The 15937-nt window shown below is 40.5% G+C and carries 22 protein-coding genes; 11 read left to right on the top strand and 11 right to left on the bottom strand.

Features of this window, described 5'->3' with window-relative positions; translation table 11 throughout:
* Positions 1-237: 237 nt before the first annotated feature.
* The gene (gene fumC, locus A8F95_RS12885) at positions 238-1611 is read left to right on the top strand and encodes a class II fumarate hydratase (protein WP_065410859.1); all 1374 of its coding nucleotides are present in this window, start codon (positions 238-240) and stop codon (positions 1609-1611) included.
* A 63-nt stretch (positions 1612-1674) separates the two neighbouring features.
* Here the strand turns inward: fumC and A8F95_RS12880 are convergent, their stop codons facing one another.
* Positions 1675-1878, bottom strand: coding sequence for an alpha/beta-type small acid-soluble spore protein (locus tag A8F95_RS12880; protein ID WP_065410858.1), 204 nt, complete (start codon positions 1876-1878; stop codon positions 1675-1677).
* 283 nt (positions 1879-2161) lie between these two features.
* Between A8F95_RS12880 and A8F95_RS12875 the strand changes: the two genes are divergently transcribed.
* On the top strand, positions 2162-2422 hold the full coding sequence (locus A8F95_RS12875) for a metal-sensitive transcriptional regulator (RefSeq protein WP_049660588.1): 261 nt from the start codon (positions 2162-2164) through the stop codon (positions 2420-2422).
* Between the two features lie 66 nt (positions 2423-2488).
* On the opposite strand, the gene A8F95_RS12870 is transcribed toward A8F95_RS12875, so the two are convergent.
* Both A8F95_RS12870 and A8F95_RS12865 read right to left on the bottom strand, forming a co-directional pair.
* Positions 2489-2683: a hypothetical protein gene (locus A8F95_RS12870; protein WP_049660590.1), complete on the bottom strand. Its 195-nt coding sequence runs from the start codon at positions 2681-2683 to the stop codon at positions 2489-2491.
* A gap of 65 nt (positions 2684-2748) precedes the next feature.
* The gene (locus tag A8F95_RS12865) at positions 2749-2961 is read right to left on the bottom strand and encodes a YheE family protein (protein WP_065410857.1); all 213 of its coding nucleotides are present in this window, start codon (positions 2959-2961) and stop codon (positions 2749-2751) included.
* A gap of 120 nt (positions 2962-3081) precedes the next feature.
* On the opposite strand from A8F95_RS12865, the gene A8F95_RS12860 reads away from it, so the two are divergent.
* The 4 genes from A8F95_RS12860 (at position 3082) to A8F95_RS12845 (ending at position 7279) form a co-directional block, all read left to right on the top strand.
* Complete coding sequence (locus tag A8F95_RS12860) at positions 3082-4215, top strand: DUF445 domain-containing protein (protein WP_065410856.1); 1134 nt, start codon at positions 3082-3084, stop codon at positions 4213-4215.
* A 67-nt stretch (positions 4216-4282) separates the two neighbouring features.
* Positions 4283-4636, top strand: a complete 354-nt coding sequence (locus A8F95_RS12855; protein WP_065410855.1) for a YlbF/YmcA family competence regulator — start codon at positions 4283-4285, stop codon at positions 4634-4636.
* Between the two features lie 176 nt (positions 4637-4812).
* The gene (locus tag A8F95_RS12850) at positions 4813-5676 is read left to right on the top strand and encodes an HAD hydrolase family protein (RefSeq protein ID WP_065410854.1); all 864 of its coding nucleotides are present in this window, start codon (positions 4813-4815) and stop codon (positions 5674-5676) included.
* 112 nt (positions 5677-5788) lie between these two features.
* The gene (locus A8F95_RS12845) at positions 5789-7279 is read left to right on the top strand and encodes a coproporphyrinogen III oxidase (protein WP_065410853.1); all 1491 of its coding nucleotides are present in this window, start codon (positions 5789-5791) and stop codon (positions 7277-7279) included.
* 164 nt (positions 7280-7443) lie between these two features.
* On the opposite strand, the gene A8F95_RS12840 is transcribed toward A8F95_RS12845, so the two are convergent.
* Positions 7444-7626: a YhzD family protein gene (locus A8F95_RS12840; protein ID WP_065410852.1), complete on the bottom strand. Its 183-nt coding sequence runs from the start codon at positions 7624-7626 to the stop codon at positions 7444-7446.
* A gap of 138 nt (positions 7627-7764) precedes the next feature.
* Between A8F95_RS12840 and A8F95_RS12835 the strand changes: the two genes are divergently transcribed.
* From A8F95_RS12835 to A8F95_RS12820, 4 genes are all read left to right on the top strand, one after another.
* Positions 7765-8661 carry an ABC transporter ATP-binding protein gene (locus tag A8F95_RS12835; RefSeq protein WP_065410851.1) on the top strand — a complete coding sequence of 299 codons (897 nt, stop codon included), beginning with the start codon at positions 7765-7767 and terminating at the stop codon, positions 8659-8661.
* Complete coding sequence (locus tag A8F95_RS12830) at positions 8654-9898, top strand: ABC transporter permease (protein WP_065410850.1); 1245 nt, start codon at positions 8654-8656, stop codon at positions 9896-9898. The genes A8F95_RS12835 and A8F95_RS12830 overlap by 8 nt, the downstream gene beginning before the upstream one ends.
* An 80-nt stretch (positions 9899-9978) precedes the next feature.
* Positions 9979-10920, top strand: a complete 942-nt coding sequence (yhaM, locus tag A8F95_RS12825) for a 3'-5' exoribonuclease YhaM (RefSeq protein WP_049660613.1) — start codon at positions 9979-9981, stop codon at positions 10918-10920.
* Positions 10921-10997: 77 nt separating this feature from the next.
* Positions 10998-11171: a sporulation YhaL family protein gene (locus tag A8F95_RS12820; protein WP_049660615.1), complete on the top strand. Its 174-nt coding sequence runs from the start codon at positions 10998-11000 to the stop codon at positions 11169-11171.
* 59 nt (positions 11172-11230) lie between these two features.
* On the opposite strand, the gene A8F95_RS12815 is transcribed toward A8F95_RS12820, so the two are convergent.
* The 5 genes from A8F95_RS12815 to A8F95_RS12795 all read right to left on the bottom strand — a co-directional run bounded on the left by A8F95_RS12815 (position 11231) and on the right by A8F95_RS12795 (position 14433).
* On the bottom strand, positions 11231-12124 hold the full coding sequence (locus A8F95_RS12815; RefSeq protein WP_049660616.1) for a peptidylprolyl isomerase: 894 nt from the start codon (positions 12122-12124) through the stop codon (positions 11231-11233).
* A 197-nt stretch (positions 12125-12321) separates the two neighbouring features.
* On the bottom strand, positions 12322-12507 hold the full coding sequence (locus A8F95_RS12810; protein ID WP_041100212.1) for a hypothetical protein: 186 nt from the start codon (positions 12505-12507) through the stop codon (positions 12322-12324).
* A 139-nt stretch (positions 12508-12646) separates the two neighbouring features.
* A complete protein-coding gene (locus tag A8F95_RS12805; protein ID WP_065410849.1) occupies positions 12647-13183 on the bottom strand; it encodes a DUF3267 domain-containing protein in 537 nt (178 codons plus the stop codon).
* A gap of 170 nt (positions 13184-13353) precedes the next feature.
* On the bottom strand, positions 13354-13923 hold the full coding sequence (locus A8F95_RS12800) for an HTH-type transcriptional regulator Hpr (protein WP_049660621.1): 570 nt from the start codon (positions 13921-13923) through the stop codon (positions 13354-13356).
* 150 nt (positions 13924-14073) lie between these two features.
* Entirely contained in the window at positions 14074-14433 is a 360-nt protein-coding gene (locus tag A8F95_RS12795; RefSeq protein WP_065410848.1) for a YtxH domain-containing protein, read from the bottom strand.
* 176 nt (positions 14434-14609) lie between these two features.
* On the opposite strand from A8F95_RS12795, the gene yhzF reads away from it, so the two are divergent.
* The gene (yhzF, locus tag A8F95_RS23470) at positions 14610-14798 is read left to right on the top strand and encodes a membrane protein YhzF (RefSeq protein WP_065410847.1); all 189 of its coding nucleotides are present in this window, start codon (positions 14610-14612) and stop codon (positions 14796-14798) included.
* A gap of 49 nt (positions 14799-14847) precedes the next feature.
* Here the strand turns inward: yhzF and A8F95_RS12785 are convergent, their stop codons facing one another.
* Both A8F95_RS12785 and A8F95_RS12780 read right to left on the bottom strand, forming a co-directional pair.
* Positions 14848-15366 (bottom strand): tryptophan transporter, encoded by a 519-nt coding sequence (locus tag A8F95_RS12785; protein WP_065410846.1) that lies wholly within the window; start codon positions 15364-15366, stop codon positions 14848-14850.
* Between the two features lie 141 nt (positions 15367-15507).
* Entirely contained in the window at positions 15508-15927 is a 420-nt protein-coding gene (locus A8F95_RS12780) for an HIT family protein (protein WP_065410845.1), read from the bottom strand.
* Positions 15928-15937 lie beyond the last annotated feature (10 nt).

The following is a 15937-nucleotide window of genomic DNA, read 5'->3' as shown; positions in this document are numbered from 1 at the left end:
TGTGAAGGAGCTTGTTGCTTTCCGCTTCAATCAACCGGATTTATAAAGTTAGTGTAACCATATAGCCATGCCTATTTTAAGATAAATAGATAGAACGCTGAAGGTAATGAAGATGCTTTTGAAAAACACTCCAATCTAAGGGGACCAGTTTTTTATTTATTTCGGAAAGTTTAAAGGAATGATTTGCCTATAAACAGGGAAAAGTGATACAGGAGTATGAGATGAGGAGGAAGAAAAATGGAATTTAGAACGGAACGGGATACACTTGGAGAAATGAAAGTACCAGCAGATAAATATTGGGGTGCACAAACACAACGCAGTAAGGAAAATTTTCCAATAGGAAAAGAAAAAATGCCGATCGAAGTCACACATGCATTTGCTCAACTAAAGAAAGCAGCGGCGATCGCTAACGGACAGCTCGGCAAACTGCCGGATGAAAAAAAAGAAGCGATTGTCCGTGCATGCGATGAAATAATCGAAGGAAAATGGAATGAACATTTTCCACTCGTCGTTTGGCAGACAGGAAGCGGTACGCAGTCTAATATGAACGTGAATGAAGTTGTAGCGAGAAGAGGAAGCGAAATAGCCGGGAAAGATCATTTCATCCATCCGAACGACGACGTGAATATGTCACAAAGTTCGAACGACACCTTTCCAACGGCTATGCATATCGCTGCCTATCACGAGACAGAGAAGCGGCTAAAGCCGGCTCTATTGCAGTTTAAGAAAACACTTGAGCAAAAAGAAAAACAATATATGAATTTAATTAAGATTGGCCGGACTCATTTACAAGACGCGACGCCACTAACACTCGGCCAGGAAATATCAGGGTGGCGGGCTATGATTGATCGCAGTATGGAAATGATTGAGCAATCACAACAATACTTACTAAGTCTAGCTATTGGCGGTACGGCAGTCGGCACAGGAATTAACGCCGATCCTTCCTTCGGCGATAAGGTGGCTAAGCAGCTTGAAAAACAAACCGGATATCCATTTAAATCGTCTCCAAATAAATTCCATGCGCTTACGAGCCACGATGAACTTGTGTATTTTCATGGGGCATTAAAGGCTTTGGCAGCTGATATGATGAAGATCGCGAATGATGTGCGTTGGCTGGCGAGCGGCCCACGCAGTGGTATCGGAGAATTGACGATCCCAGCCAATGAGCCGGGAAGCTCGATTATGCCAGGAAAAGTAAATCCAACACAGAGTGAGGCTATCACGATGGTAGCAGCACAAATATTTGGAAATGATGCAACAGTGGGATTCGCTGCCAGCCAAGGAAATTTCGAATTGAATGTATTTAAGCCTGTCATTATTTATAACGTTTTGCAATCGACTCGCCTTCTTGCTGATGGCATCCAATCATTTGATGAAAGATGCGCTGTTGGATTGGAAGCGAACGAGGAGGTCATCAAACAATTAATGGAACGCTCGCTAATGCTCGTGACAGCTCTTAACCCGCATATCGGTTATGAGAAAGCAGCTGAAATTGCTAAGCTAGCTCATAAAAAAGGCCTAACATTGAAAGAAGCAGCGATTGAAACAGGCTATTTAACGGCAGAACAATATGATGAGTGGATTGATCCAGCTAAAATGGTTAATTTATAAACAGATGAAGAGCCCCTGAAAGTTCAGGGGCTCAAGCCATTTTTATGAAATTGTAAAGCTAGCTTATCGTTGTAAACCGCTCATTTGTTGTTGAGCCATTGCTACAAGACGCTTAGTGATTTCTCCACCTACAGAACCGTTAGAACGAGATGTTGAATCTGCACCAAGTTGTACACCAAACTCAGAAGCGATTTCATACTTCATTTGGTCGATAGCTTGTTGAGCACCTGCAACTAAAAGTTGGTTGTTGTTGTTGTTGTTTGCCATGTTTTGTCATCTCCTGTTGTTTTATTTTGGCTGGACCTTTCTGGATTTGCACCAGTCCGCAGTTACTGCGTCCAGACTTTCTGGTTAGGTCCAATGATGGCTGCTGCTTGTATTACTAGTATGTTTGGATTCAAAGAGTTTATTCAAAAATATTGTGTGGGAATTTATTCCTGTTTTGTTTCGTGTTTGAAAGGTGTTTTTTGACCCAATATGCTATACTGATGATACATATTCTGTGTCAAGGTGAATGCATATATTCAGGAGAAAATGAGGTGTAATCATAATGGAATACAATCGTGATATAAAAAATCGTCTAAGCCGGATTGAAGGGCAAATAAGAGGTGTCATAAAAATGATGGAGGATGACAAGCACTGTAAAGAAGTAGTCACACAGCTGTCCGCTATTCGCTCCGCTGTAGATCGTTCTATCGGATTAATTGTGGCTAAAAACTTGGAAAGCTGCATAAGGGAGGCAAATGAAAAGGGGCAAAATGCAGAAGAAGCGATTCAAGAAGCAGTCAATATGATTGTTAAAAGCAGATAAAGCTGTACGACCGTGCCAGACTCCTTGCAAGGTTAACTGAAGGTTTCCGGCACGCACAGGACAGCTTTATTCATTCGGAGGCGTCTCTTCTGGAAAAGGAGCAGCTTCCTCGATATTAGAAGTAAGTGCTTCGTCTCTCATATGAACGGTGCCCCTTGATAGTCCTTCGTTGATCATTCTATCGATATCTATATAAGCTTGGTCTTTTCCTTCATATTCCGTATCAGGCAAAAAAGAAAGACCCTTCTGTTTTGGATCCACTACTGTACCCCCTCCTTTATACATAATATGCACGCAAAAGAGAGGAGTTATTCCAGTATTTTGGACTAGCTGTCATATACGTGATAAAGCATTAAATCATGAATTTGCTGTTCAAGCTGTTTACGGTCCGGCTCCTCTGGAATAGTGGAAAGCCACTCAATTGTTCCATCTTCTAGGTAATTTCCTAATAGACGGCGTTTTTGATAATAAAAAGAAAACGCCCAGCCAGGCAGATTTTTATCTTGATAAAGCGGTTTATATTGAAAATGTAGCAGCATTGTTTTCACCTCTTTTTTATCATACTTTAACTGCGACAATATTTGCTAATTTTTGCGAATTCCACTTATAATGAAAGAGCCGGCTTTACCGGTGATGAATGAATGGCAGGTGAACAGCACATGAATCTCTTTACATTAATTATCTTTATGGTGATCATCGGAGCAGCTATCGGAGCGATCACGAATGCGATTGCGATCCGCATGCTTTTTCGCCCGTATGATCCCAAATATATTGGCAAATGGAAGCTCCCATTTACACCAGGATTGATTCCTAAACGAAGAGGAGAGCTTGCCCGCCAAATCGGAAAAACCGTGGAAGAACATCTGCTTACGCCAGAAAGCATCGAGCGTAAGTTAAACGAACCAGATTTTCGCCGAGAGGTAACTGTCATGCTGCAAAAAGAAGCGAAGCCTCTGCTTGCGGCCGATCACACAGTAGCCGAACTTCTTGAAAAGCTTCAATTTAAAGAGGCTGAGCAAAAAACAGAGCGCTGGATTGAAAGCTGGATCGACAGTAAATATAACAGTATTAAGAGCGTTTATCTGCACCAGACAGTAAGAGAGTCACTCCCCACTGAATGGCTTGATACCGCTCAAGATAAAATCCCCGATATCTCTCGTTATATTTTAACAAAGGGGATTGATTATTTTTCGGGATTTGAAGGAAAGTGGCGGGTTAAAAAAATGACCGATGATTTCCTAGCTGAATGGGGCAAGCTTGGCAGCATGCTGCAAATGATTTTAGGAAACACGTCATTAGAAGAGAAAATCCAGCCAGAGATCATTAAATTTTTAAGCAGTCCCGGCACAAAAGACTTGCTAAATACCCTTCTTCAAAAAGAATGGGAAAAGCTGCTCGATTGGAAATGGGAGGATGTCTTAAAGCAGTTTTCTGATGAAAAAGCGCTGGCAAAAGGGAAAAGCTTTGTATTACGCCAGTTAGACTTGCCTTCTTTATTCCAAAAGCCAGTAGCTCATTTTTTACAGCCATTTGAAGAGAAAATTACGGAAGAAGTAATCCCGGCTCTAGTGGAAAAAGCAGGATCAATCATTGCATCCCGGATACCAGCCGTTATGCAAAAATTGCGGATTGGCGATATCGTTCGCGAGCAGGTGGAAACTTTTTCACTTCAACGGCTTGAGCAAATTGTATTGGATATTTCTCGACGTGAATTAAAAATGATTACCCTCTTAGGAGGACTATTAGGAGGAGCGATCGGGCTTATCCAAGGACTTATTGTCGGGTTATTATAGGAAAGTCTCGCCAACTTTTGCATAGTTTGATAAAGTGAAGGCATGTTGAAGATGAAGGAGGAAAAAAATGGCGACTAATTTATACGATCTGGCTTATGAGCTAGAAAAGGGATTGCGTCAAAGTGAAGAATATAGAACGCTTAAACAAATGTATGAAGAAGTGAATGCTAATGCAGAAGCAAGAGGCATTTTTGAAAACTTCCGCAATGTCCAGATGAGACTGCAGGAGAAGCAAATGATGGGCCAAGATATCACGGAAGAAGAAGTGCAGCAGGCTCAAAAAACGATGGCACTCGTTCAGCAGCATAGACTAATCTCGCAGTTAATGGAGGCTGAGCAAAGAATGAGCATGGTTATAGCCGATATGAATAAGATTATTATGAAGCCTTTAGAAGAAATGTACGGCTCTATAAATGGATAAATATGAAGTTTAGAGCAAGTGTCAAGCTCTCCTGTTAGCAGGAGGTGCTTGGCACTTTTATTCTTTCTTGTCTTTTTTATAATTAGTCCAATTTGGCTGTCACTTTTGAAAGCCTTGTTCTAAAGCCTGTTTCCTCTTCATAATTTTTAAAAAGGACAACATGAGGAGGGAACGAAATGGCGTACCGTTTGTTAGCAATTAATATAGATGCCTTCGCTGGTCAAAGTAAAAGCCGGATCACCAAGTCAACAAAAGATGCAATTCACTACGCTCGCAAGAAAAAAGTAACCGTTTGTTTTTATTCTAACCGTGAATTACCAACTGTAAAGAAGATGGCAAAATCTTTGCTTCCAGAAAGCTGCATCATCGCTCACAATGGTGCTTACATCGCTTCTGAACTGGATAAGCCGATTTATATTCAGCGGGTTAATGAAGAGTGTACGTACGAGATTGTCCAGTTTCTCGAATCATTTGATTGTCGGATTACTCTTTCCACTGAGAATTTTTCTGTCAGCAACAAAGGGAGGCTGCCGGCAACATTAGTCAAGCGCAGCATGTGGCAGCGAACGCAAAAGTTTCTTTATTCCCAGTATTTTGTTAATTTCTTATCGGAACATTTATTTGAGGAGCCAATCTCTCCTTTATCTATTCACATTACCTTTTTTAAACCAGGCGAAAGAGACGAAGTGTGGCAAGCACTGAAAAATATGTTTAATGAAGTTTCTTTCGTTAAAAAAGGAAATGATCAAATTGAAATTACTTCATTTGGAGTCACAAAGTGGAACAGTATTTTATATTTAGCGGAAAGAATGATGATCAACCGTTCAGAAATTGCCGTTATTGGAGTCGATGAAGACGATGAGGAAATTGTAAGGGAAGCAGGAATAGGGATCGTGATGGGGAATGCACCGGAAAATGTTAAGCAGGTAGCGGATTGGGTAACAAGAACAAAAGAAGATGATGGCATTTCTTATGTCATTAAAGAATTGCTGAGGCATCAAAGAAGAGTAGCAGAGGAAGAAGTGAATAAATTAGATTAAGCGGCAGAACAGTGCCGCTTTTTTTTATGGATTTTTTAAACAAAGTCTGTCTTGACCACAGGATAATGGATTCAGTATGCTAAAGGGAGGAAAAATAGAAAGGTGAATTAGTGTGTTAATTTATATAAAAGGATTGGAAGATGAACGATTCATACGGCCATTACAATTGATCGCCAACTTATTTTTTGAAGAGACGGAAATCCAGCTTGGAGACAGTTCTCATGATGAACTTAGTATTCATTTTTCCTTGAACAAAGAAGGAGAAATGATGAGTGCGGCCGCTGTTCTATCAGCCAACGGCAAAAACTATGAGGCTAGTTTTAAAAAAGCAGTCGATGCTGTAGATGAAAAAGAACAATTTAAACAACTAAAAAATATCGTTTCTCACGTATTTCTGCATGTGTTGCAGGATTATACGAAAATCACACAAAAGTGGGGCATCTTAACAGGGATGAGACCGACGAAATTGCTTCATAAACAGCATCAAGCCGAAGTACCAGCAGAAGAAGCAAGACGGAAGCTTCGGGAAGAATATATGATTACAGACGAGAAAATCGATTTAATGGAGCGAATTCTTGAGCGGCAGCTGACGATGGTGCCTGATTTATACGAAGTCAAAAATGAAGTCAGTGTGTATGTTGGTATTCCCTTTTGCCCAACGAAGTGTGCGTACTGTACGTTTCCAGCCTACGCTATTCAAGGGAAGCAAGGAAGGGTCGCTTCTTTTTTAAGTGGCCTTCATTATGAAATGGAGCAAATTGGACGCTGGTTAAAAGAAAAAGGAATTACAATTACCACCGTCTATTATGGAGGCGGTACGCCAACCGCTATTACGGCAGAGGAAATGGACGAATTGTATTCGCTTATGTACGAAGTATTTCCGGATGTAGAGAACATCCGTGAAATTACAGTGGAAGCAGGCCGTCCAGATACGATCACTCCAGAAAAGCTGAACGTGCTCAAAAAATGGAATATTGATCGCATTAGTATTAATCCTCAATCTTATACACAGGAGACGTTAAAAGCAATCGGCCGTCATCATACCGTAGAAGAAACGATTGAGAAATACCATATGGCAAGAGAGCATGGGATGAACAATATCAACATGGATTTAATCATCGGCCTTCCGGGGGAAGGCACAGCTGAATTTGCTCACTCCCTCGCTGAAACGGAAAAGCTGATGCCGGAGTCGCTGACTGTCCACACGCTTTCATTTAAGCGTGCTTCCGAAATGACACTAAATAAAGAGAAATACAAAGTAGCTGACCGAACAGAAGTGGAAAAAATGATGAACATGGCGGAGCAGTGGACGAAAGAGCATGAGTACGTTCCTTATTATTTATACCGTCAGAAAAACATTCTCGGCAATCTGGAGAATGTAGGCTATTCAAAGCCTGGTCAGGAAAGTATCTACAATATTATGATTATGGAAGAAGTACAAACGATTATTGGAATCGGCTGCGGAGCCGCAAGCAAGTTCATTGACCGGAAAACAGGAAAAATTGAACACTTCGCTAATCCGAAAGATCCGAAAACATACAATGAACGATTTGTAGAATACACAGAGAAGAAGATCGACAAGCTTAACAAGTTATTTTCATAAAAAGCCGGGCGTTCCCGGCTTTTTTTGTTCAGTTATTGTCGTAAAAAACAAGTTTTAAATGATGAACAAAGCTCAGCGAACGTGAAGAACAGGCAAGAAACGACAAACGAAGGTCAATAAGTGTAAAGAAAGCTGACCCAGTCTGTTAGATCAGCCTGTTCGGTTTATACGTGGAATAGAACGAGTTTGCCAAGCGGGGAGGTGCAGCGGTGCGTATGATCTTCGTATGCATATTGCTGCAGCAGCTGCTGGCCTCTTTCTTTAGCCTCTTCGTCATTTCTTGCTTCAAATGATTCATCCAATAACTTTTCTCCATTCTTTTCAAAGACCGTTAGTTTGTAAACCATCTTTTCCCCTCCCTGATAAAGGTGATTCACTTTTCATTTTACACAACTATTGCACTTTTCCAAATATTTTATAACAAAATAATTTTATGGAACTTTTTAGGTGTTGGGACGTATGTTTAAAAAGGGGAGTGATAAAAGATGCTTGTTTTAGAAAGGGTAACGAAAAGGTTTAACGAATTTACCGCCGTTGACAACTTGTCTTTGCAAATTCCGGAGCGGGAGCTGTTTGGGTTTCTTGGCGCGAACGGAGCGGGAAAAACAACAACGTTTCGAATGATTTTAGGCATTTTACAAGCAAACGAAGGCATGATTCATTGGAATGGTCAGCCAATTAATTACAAATCTAGTCCGCTCATCGGTTATTTGCCTGAGGAAAGAGGGCTTTATCCGAAAATGAAAGTAAAGGAACAAATTGTGTACCTAGCACGATTGCGAGGGATGGATAAGAAAGAAGCGGCCATTGAAACGGATCGTTGGTTAGAACGCTTTCACGTTCCTGACTATGCGGGAAAGAAAGTGGAGGAATTGTCAAAAGGGAATCAGCAGAAAATCCAGTTTATTTCTTCGGTGGTCCACAAACCGCAGCTGCTTATTTTAGATGAGCCATTCAGCGGGCTTGATCCTGTCAATGTGGAATTATTAAAAGAAGCAGTTGTCGATCTAAAAGAGAGCGGAACAACGATCGTCTTTTCGAGTCATCGAATGGAGCATGTAGAAGAGCTTTGTGAGAATTTATGTATGATGCACAAGGGCCGACCGGTCGTTCATGGCAGACTTCGTGACATTAAGCGTTCGTTTGGCAGGAAAAATGTATTTGTACAAGCTGATTTTGATCTTGGCTTTTTAGAGGAGATACGAGGGGTCTTACGGACAAAGAGAACAGCGGAAGGGATGCTGCTGCAAATTGATAAGGAAGAAACGTCTCAAACCATCTTCTCAGCTCTTCAAGAAAAGGGGTTTGTAACAAAATTTGAGTTAGAAGAGCCATCACTGAACGACATTTTTATTGAAAAGGCGGGGGCCTCTTATGACTAACTTTTGGATGATCCTTTCACAATCATACATAAACAAGTTTAAGACAAAGGCATTTATTATTACAACGGTGCTCGTTGCAGCTGTGATTATGATTGCCGGTAACATGGAGAAGATTTTTTCGTATTTTGATGATGAAGATAAGGAAATGAAGATTGCAGTGGTAGATCAAATGGGGGGGCTGTATGAGCCATTTAAAGGGCAGTTGGCGGCGATTACAGAGGATTTGACCGTCGTACAAACGGAGCAAACAGAAAATCAGCTGAAGAAGGAAGTCACAAAGGGAACGTACAAAGGCTATCTCTTGCTAAAAAGGGAGGCAGATGGTCTGCCAGCAGGAACCTATAAGGCAGAAAACATTGCCAACAGTGAAATTACTTCTGACATTCGGCAAGCGCTGCAAGCTCTTAAAACAATGGAGGTAGCGGGGAAGCTCCAGTTAACAAGTGAGCAAATCCAAATGTGGAATGCACCCGTTACATTTGATACGATTGCTCTTGCCAAAGGAGCTAAGTCAGAAGAAGAGTTAATGCAGGCACAAATTCTTGTCTATCTATTGTTGTTCTTTATTTATTTTTCAGTTATTATGTATGCCAATATGATTGCATCTGACGTAGCGATTGAAAAGTCTTCAAGGGTCATGGAAATTTTGATTTCGAGTGTGTCTCCAGTCAAGCAGATGTTTGCTAAAATCATCGGCATTGGCCTTCTCGGTCTCACTCAATTAGTGATTTGGTTCGCGATTGCTTACTTTACAATGACGAATCAGCCGAAAGGGTCACTCGTGAGCTCCATTGGGTTAAAGTCTATTCCCGTTACAATGATCGTATATGCGGTTCTCTTGTTTATTCTGGGCTATTTCTTGTACGCTACGATCGCCGCGCTGCTTGGATCGCTCGTCAGCAGGCTTGAGGATGTTCAGCAAATGATGACACCGCTGACGCTGCTTGTGATGGTCGGCTTCTTTATTTCCATGTACGGTCTTAGCAATCCAGAATCGCCATTTATTACAGCTACTTCGTATGTGCCGTTTTTTACACCGATGATTTTATTCGTCCGTATTAGCCTGCTTAGCATCCCTGTCTGGGAAGTCGTTCTTGGGTTTGGGGTTTTAGTGGCAGCTATTCTGCTTTTTGGAGTAATCGGGGCTCGAATTTACAAAGGTGGCGTATTAATGTATGGAAAGTCTAATTCATTAAAAGATATGAAAAAAGCATTGGAGCTGTCAAAGGACAATTGATTAGCCGTAGACTAATGGGAAAAGTGATTCCCAAAACTGTTATGTTATAATGATTTAACCAATATAAGGAGGGGAACAAATTGCAAGGGATTACCCATTATGAAGCAGGGCAGAGTGTAGAGGTTTACTTGTTAATTAAATCGGCAACAAAAAGTGTAGCGGTAAACGGCAATCCCTATTTAACGCTTATTTTACAAGATAAAAGCGGCGATATCGAAGCGAAGCTCTGGGATGCAAAGGAAGAGACAGAAAAGCAGTACCAGCCGCAGACGATCGTAAAAGTGAAGGGAGAAATTCAAAACTATCGCGGACGTATGCAATTAAAAATCCGTCAAATTCGCCCGGCTGGCCCGCAGGATGGAAAGCAGGTCAGTGAGTTTATTGAAACAGCACCGATCAGTCAGAAGGATATGGCGGATACCATTACTCAGTTTATTTTTGAAATGCAAAATCCTCATATTCAGCGTATTACCCGCTTTTTATTAAATAAATACCATACAGAGTTTTTAGAGTATCCGGCTGCTACAAAAAATCATCATGAGTTCGTTTCGGGTCTAGCCTATCATGTAGTATGCATGCTCAAGCTGGCAAAATCGATTGCGGACCTTTATCCGTCACTAAACCGTGATTTATTATATGCCGGTGTTATTTTACACGATCTTGGGAAAGTGATTGAGCTATCAGGCCCTGTTTCGACTGTCTACACAGTGGAAGGGAATTTGCTTGGTCACATCACGATCATGGTGAATGAAATTGGCAAGGCAGCGGAAGAGCTTGGAATCGAAGGAGAGGAAGTCACTGTTTTAAAGCACATTGTACTTTCTCATCACGGTAAGGCAGAATGGGGAAGTCCGAAGCCGCCGATGGTCAAAGAGGCAGAAATTCTCCATTATATTGATAATCTTGATGCGAAAATGAATATGCTGGACCGGGCGCTGGAGCGTACAAAGCCGGGTGAGTTTTCCGAGCGTGTATTTGCTCTCGACAACCGTTCCTTTTATAAGCCGCATTTTTCTTCTTAACATGTCCAAATTTGGGCATGTTTTTTTCTTTCCCCGAATACACTGTTTAACAAATGCGGATAAGAAAGGAGATTAGAATGACAATCCCATTATGGATTTATGCAGTAGTCGCAGGAATTTTTTTTAGCGCATTTATGACGATTAAAACATCAAGAGCGGAGAAGAAGATAGATGAGGAATTTATTGAGCAGGAAGGGCAGGTTTATATACAAAGGATGGAGAAAGAAAGAGAAATGAGAGCAAAGAGTTAAAAGGAAAGAGGCTGTTTGATAAGTGATCGCCACTTATCGGACAGCCTCTTTTAAGGTGTTTATTTTTCTTCTTTTTTACTCGAGTCAGATACGCCTTCGAAAGCACCTTTTAAGTCTTTGTCTTTGACTTCGACATCGGCCGCTTTCATTTCTTTATCTAACTTTTTCTGAATCGTTTCTGGATCCGCTTTAGATTTCTTCAATTCTTCTGTCATTTCAGCTTTCATTTCTTTAAATGGTTTTTTCGCTTTTTTGTCTGTCACTTCAATAATGTGGTAACCATACTCTGACTTGATCGGCTTGCTGACTTCGCCTTTTTTCAATGTATCAAGGGCTTTTGAGAATTCTGGAACGAACTGTTGACGTCCTTGGTTATCGACCCATCCAAGCTCACCGCCATTTTGTGCAGAGCCCGGGTCAGAAGAATATTCTTTAGCTAAGTCTGCGAATTTCTCGCCTTTCGCTAGCTTGTCCTCTACTTCCTTGGCTTTCTTTTCATCCTCGACTAGAATGTGACGCACTTTTACTGGGGCTTTCCAGTTATCGTAGTAGGCTTTTACTTCTTTATCTGTTACTTTTACATCAGCAAGGGCTGCTTTTTCTCGTAAAAGCTCCAGCTTTAGAAATTCTTTGAACCCTTTTTCATCAAGGTTATATTGAGCTAAGAACGCTTCGTATTGCGAGCCTAGCTGTTCTTTCGCTTTTTTAAGCTCTTTGTTCACTTCTTTATCGGATACTTCATATTTATCAGAAAGTACCTTTTTGTACATTACTTCCTGAAGCGCTTGCTCCATTTGTGGAGAGTATTTCTCCTTCATTGCATCGTACAGCTCTTGCTGTGTTACGTCGCCTGCTTTCGAAGTAGCAACGACATCATCATTTCCCCCGGCGCCGCATCCAGCCAGACCGACGGCCCCTGCAAGTAAAGAAGCAGACAGGATCCATTTTTTCATTTCTTAAACAACTCCCTGGTTTATCAGCCGGCTTTCATGCAGCAACGGCTTTTTCAATTTTTTGTACAGGTCATACTATATCATATTTTTTTGAAGCAGCCAAAAAATTCAATTCAAAAAAGCGAGAATGTGCCAGTTGTTTAGATGGATGAACTTATTAGATTTAAAAAAAGAAGCCAGCTTTTAAGCGGCTCCTTTTATGTAAAAAGTATTTCCACATAAGAGGAAATCAACAAAATCGTGATGTAGATATTAATCGTACGAAAAATTTTAGGGTGGCGTTCCTCCGGGATCTCTTTTTGAACGCAAAGAATATTGGTCATACGATTGATATTGTAGAGAATTAATGCTGAAAAAATAATAAATACGATAATAACGGAGATCACTCTATCCCCTCCCTTTTTGTTCAGATGTAATAAACATAACAAAAATTGTGTTAAAAAGATAGAAAAATAGCTAAAAGCAGAGAATGGAGTCTCTGCTTTACATCTCGAAAGTACTCATGAAAACAATGCAGCTCTTTTATTGCGGGATGAGAATTTCATATCCTCTGTCATGCTCCTCGATGACGGCATATTTCGGAGAAGCAGCCATTGCTTTTAAATAAAGCAGGTCAATGGCACACATACCCATATGGAAAGCAGTCAGCATCGTAAAGTAATGAATATAATGAGGGAACAACATTCCACAGATCAGCAAGGCTGGATTAATAGTAAAGAAAGGGAGCAGAAGGCTCACCATAAATGTTCTCTTAGGAACGGGCTGTTTTATATTAATCGAAATGATAGGCATACAATAACAAGTCATTTTGCATCGGCACTTCATTTGCCGCCAGTAATGCAAAATTGGTAAAAGATGAACAAGCTTATGCAGCGGATAAATGGCTAATAAAGCTATCAGAAAAAAATGAAAGTAACCTGAATACAAAGTTTTTGAAAAGAGCGATTGCATGAGAGCAAAGCTGAAGGAAAAGAACAGCATTGTCAGCAAAAGAGAATAGATCAAGATCTTATTCGTGCCGTATCTCCTTTCAAAATCAAATGTACGCCAGCATTTCATTGGAATCATCCCTCCGTTTGACGTTAAGACGTCCTATTGCCTAACAACTTTACGATGTGCTCAAAGAAAAATCAAGCCATTTTTTATTAAAAATAAGTAAAGTTTGCGACAAGACAATCAAAAGGGATGCCAGAGAGAGAAAGGAAGCGCTTTTCCGTTGAAAAGGGCTATTAAACTTTTTGTTCGATCTTTTTCTTTCGCAATCTTCCATCTTCTTCATCAAGGTCTTCACCAATATTATGCATAGACTTCTCAAATATGTCGACAAAGTCTTCGCCATAAATGTTTTTTACGATGGCCATTACCTCGATAAGGTCAGGAAATTTACCAAATAGTTCACGTAATGGAGCGCTGCCTGTGAAGACAGAATTTGCGGCAGGATCAAAGTTTTCCATTAGGTCCAGTAAAAGCTGTTCTCCCTGTTCAGTAATTTCTACATAAGTGTTTCGCTTATCGGTTTCTTTTTTAGAAAATCTTAAGTAGCCTCTTTCTTCTAGCTTTTTAGAAAAGTTAAAGGCCGTAGAAACGTGCATCACCCCAAATTTAGCAATATCAGAAATAGAAGCTCCTTTTAGGTGATAAGCAATCCATAGAATATGATGTTCGTTAATATTTAAGTCATAAGGCTTGATCCAGCGCTGCCAATCTTTTTCTATTGCTTTCCATAACGCTTTGCTTAATTGAGCCATTCTTTGGCTAAAAATAAGCGCTTCTTTCATTGAATATTGATGATTTGTCATTTTTGCACCTTCTTTTCCGAATTCTTTCACTCCTAATGAATAGTAAGTTACAGAGTCTATTAATATTATTATGCCAATAAAGTAAAAAATAATAAAGATATAAATTAACTAAATTTTCGAAAAAAATGGAGAGCCTTGGACGGCTCTCCATTATTTTCGAGCAGGCAATGCCTTTTGCAAGTCTTCTACTGTTTTTTGTACTTCCACAACGTCCTGCTGCAATTTTTGAATATTCGGCTCTGTGCTTTCCTTCCAGATACCAGCGCTCACTTTTAAGCCGTCTGCTACTTCTCCAATGTTGTCCTTGCTAACGTCTTTTAGATGGATAACAGCTTGCTTTACTTGTCCCGCTTCTTTCTTGATTACTTGTGCATTGCTCTTTAAGGCTGATTGAGCTACTTTTACTTTTTGTCTTGCTTCTTGACCTGATACGGGCGTGCTCAATAAAGTAGCGGCTGCCCCGACAGCTGTGCCGGTAAGCATACCGATTAATAATGATTTTGCGTTCATATTTTTCACCTCTTCTGATTAATGTTCTCGTTAAAAAACAAAATTCCTCTAATTCAATAGGGGACAGGTACATTGCCAGTTGGCAGATGCATAGTATGTAGGAAGACCCCGCTTTGTTATAGTTCCCTTAAGTAATCAAAAACAAACGATTGATTCTGGTTAAAGGAGTGGCATAGATGGAAGGCATCATCTTTGGACTATTTGCCCTGAGCTTTATCCTTTTGATCAGTATGATTCATCACATTCGATCGATATGGAGGCCGGGCATCTCTATGTCGAGACCTCTCTTAATCAAGAGGGCTCGTATTCTTGGAATTGCAGGGGGCTTTATTTTACTTATTGCCGTACTGTTGCTGTATAGGTAGAAATATACCAAAAAGACTCCTTTGTTTAAAAGGAGTCTTTTTGGACTGTTTACACTTGTTCAGCTAGACTAGAACGTTTTAGCACGGATTGTACGATTGGATAGATCACGAGCATGACAACGGCGTTTACAACCGAAGCAGGCAGAACAATCGTAACAAACAAAGCAGCAAACGGTCCTGGAAGGCCTACGATAACAAGGGCAGAGCCTAGGAAGACAACCCCAGAAACAATGGTGCCAACAGCCGTTAACACAGCTGATCCGATAGCGTTTTTGCTATATTTAGCAAACAGGATGAATAAACCATAGAAAACAAAAGCAGTGACTGGTTTATCAATCATATTAGGAATCAGTCCACCTGGAAAGGATGTTGTCAGGCCAGAGATCATTCCAGTTACAAGGCCGGCAAGCAGTACACTTTTCACGTTCGGGAACAGTAAAATTCCTAAAAACATCATCGTCAGCATCATGTCGGGCTTCATTCCAAGAAACAATCCTGGCATAACTGTGTGTAAAACAGCCCCTATACCTATTAATAGTGATAGGGTAACTAAAGATTTTGTATTCATTTCTCATCTCTCCTCTTCTCATCTCTTCTCGAGTTGACTTTTCCTGACGTGCGCTCATCGCCGCCAGCGAAAAGATAAAATAAGTATATCATATGAAATAGTACTAAGGAAGCTGAATATTCAGTCAATCACCAGTTCCTTTTAAATGTGAGCGGCGATTTCTTTTGCAATTTGCTGCAGATCTTCTCCTGTATATTCGCTATCATGTGTTTCAAAGACAGGGTGGAAACCGTCTTGGCGTCCGTAGCGTGGAATAAGATGAATGTGATAGTGGAATACAGTTTGTCCTGCTGTTTCACCATTATTATTTAAAATATTTAAGCCGTCAGGGTTATAGGCCGCTTTCAGTGCTTGAGCGATAATAGGTACCCGTTGAAACAAGCGGCTTGCTTCTTCCGGAGAAAACTCAAAAATATTTTTTTTGTGGGTCTTTGGGATGAGCAAAGTATGACCTTTCGTTACTTGGCTAATATCTAGAAAAGCGTACACTTCTTCGTCTTCATACACTTTGGCAGAAGGGATCTCTCCATTAATGATTTTACAAAAAATACAGTCGCTCATTTTTTTCATC

Source organism: Pseudobacillus wudalianchiensis (assembly GCF_001685015.1).
In the GTDB taxonomy this organism is placed as follows: Bacteria; Bacillota; Bacilli; order Bacillales; family Domibacillaceae; genus Pseudobacillus; species Pseudobacillus wudalianchiensis.
The sequence above is the reverse complement of the archived record's forward strand: the minus strand, read 5'-3'. Positions and strand labels throughout refer to the sequence as shown.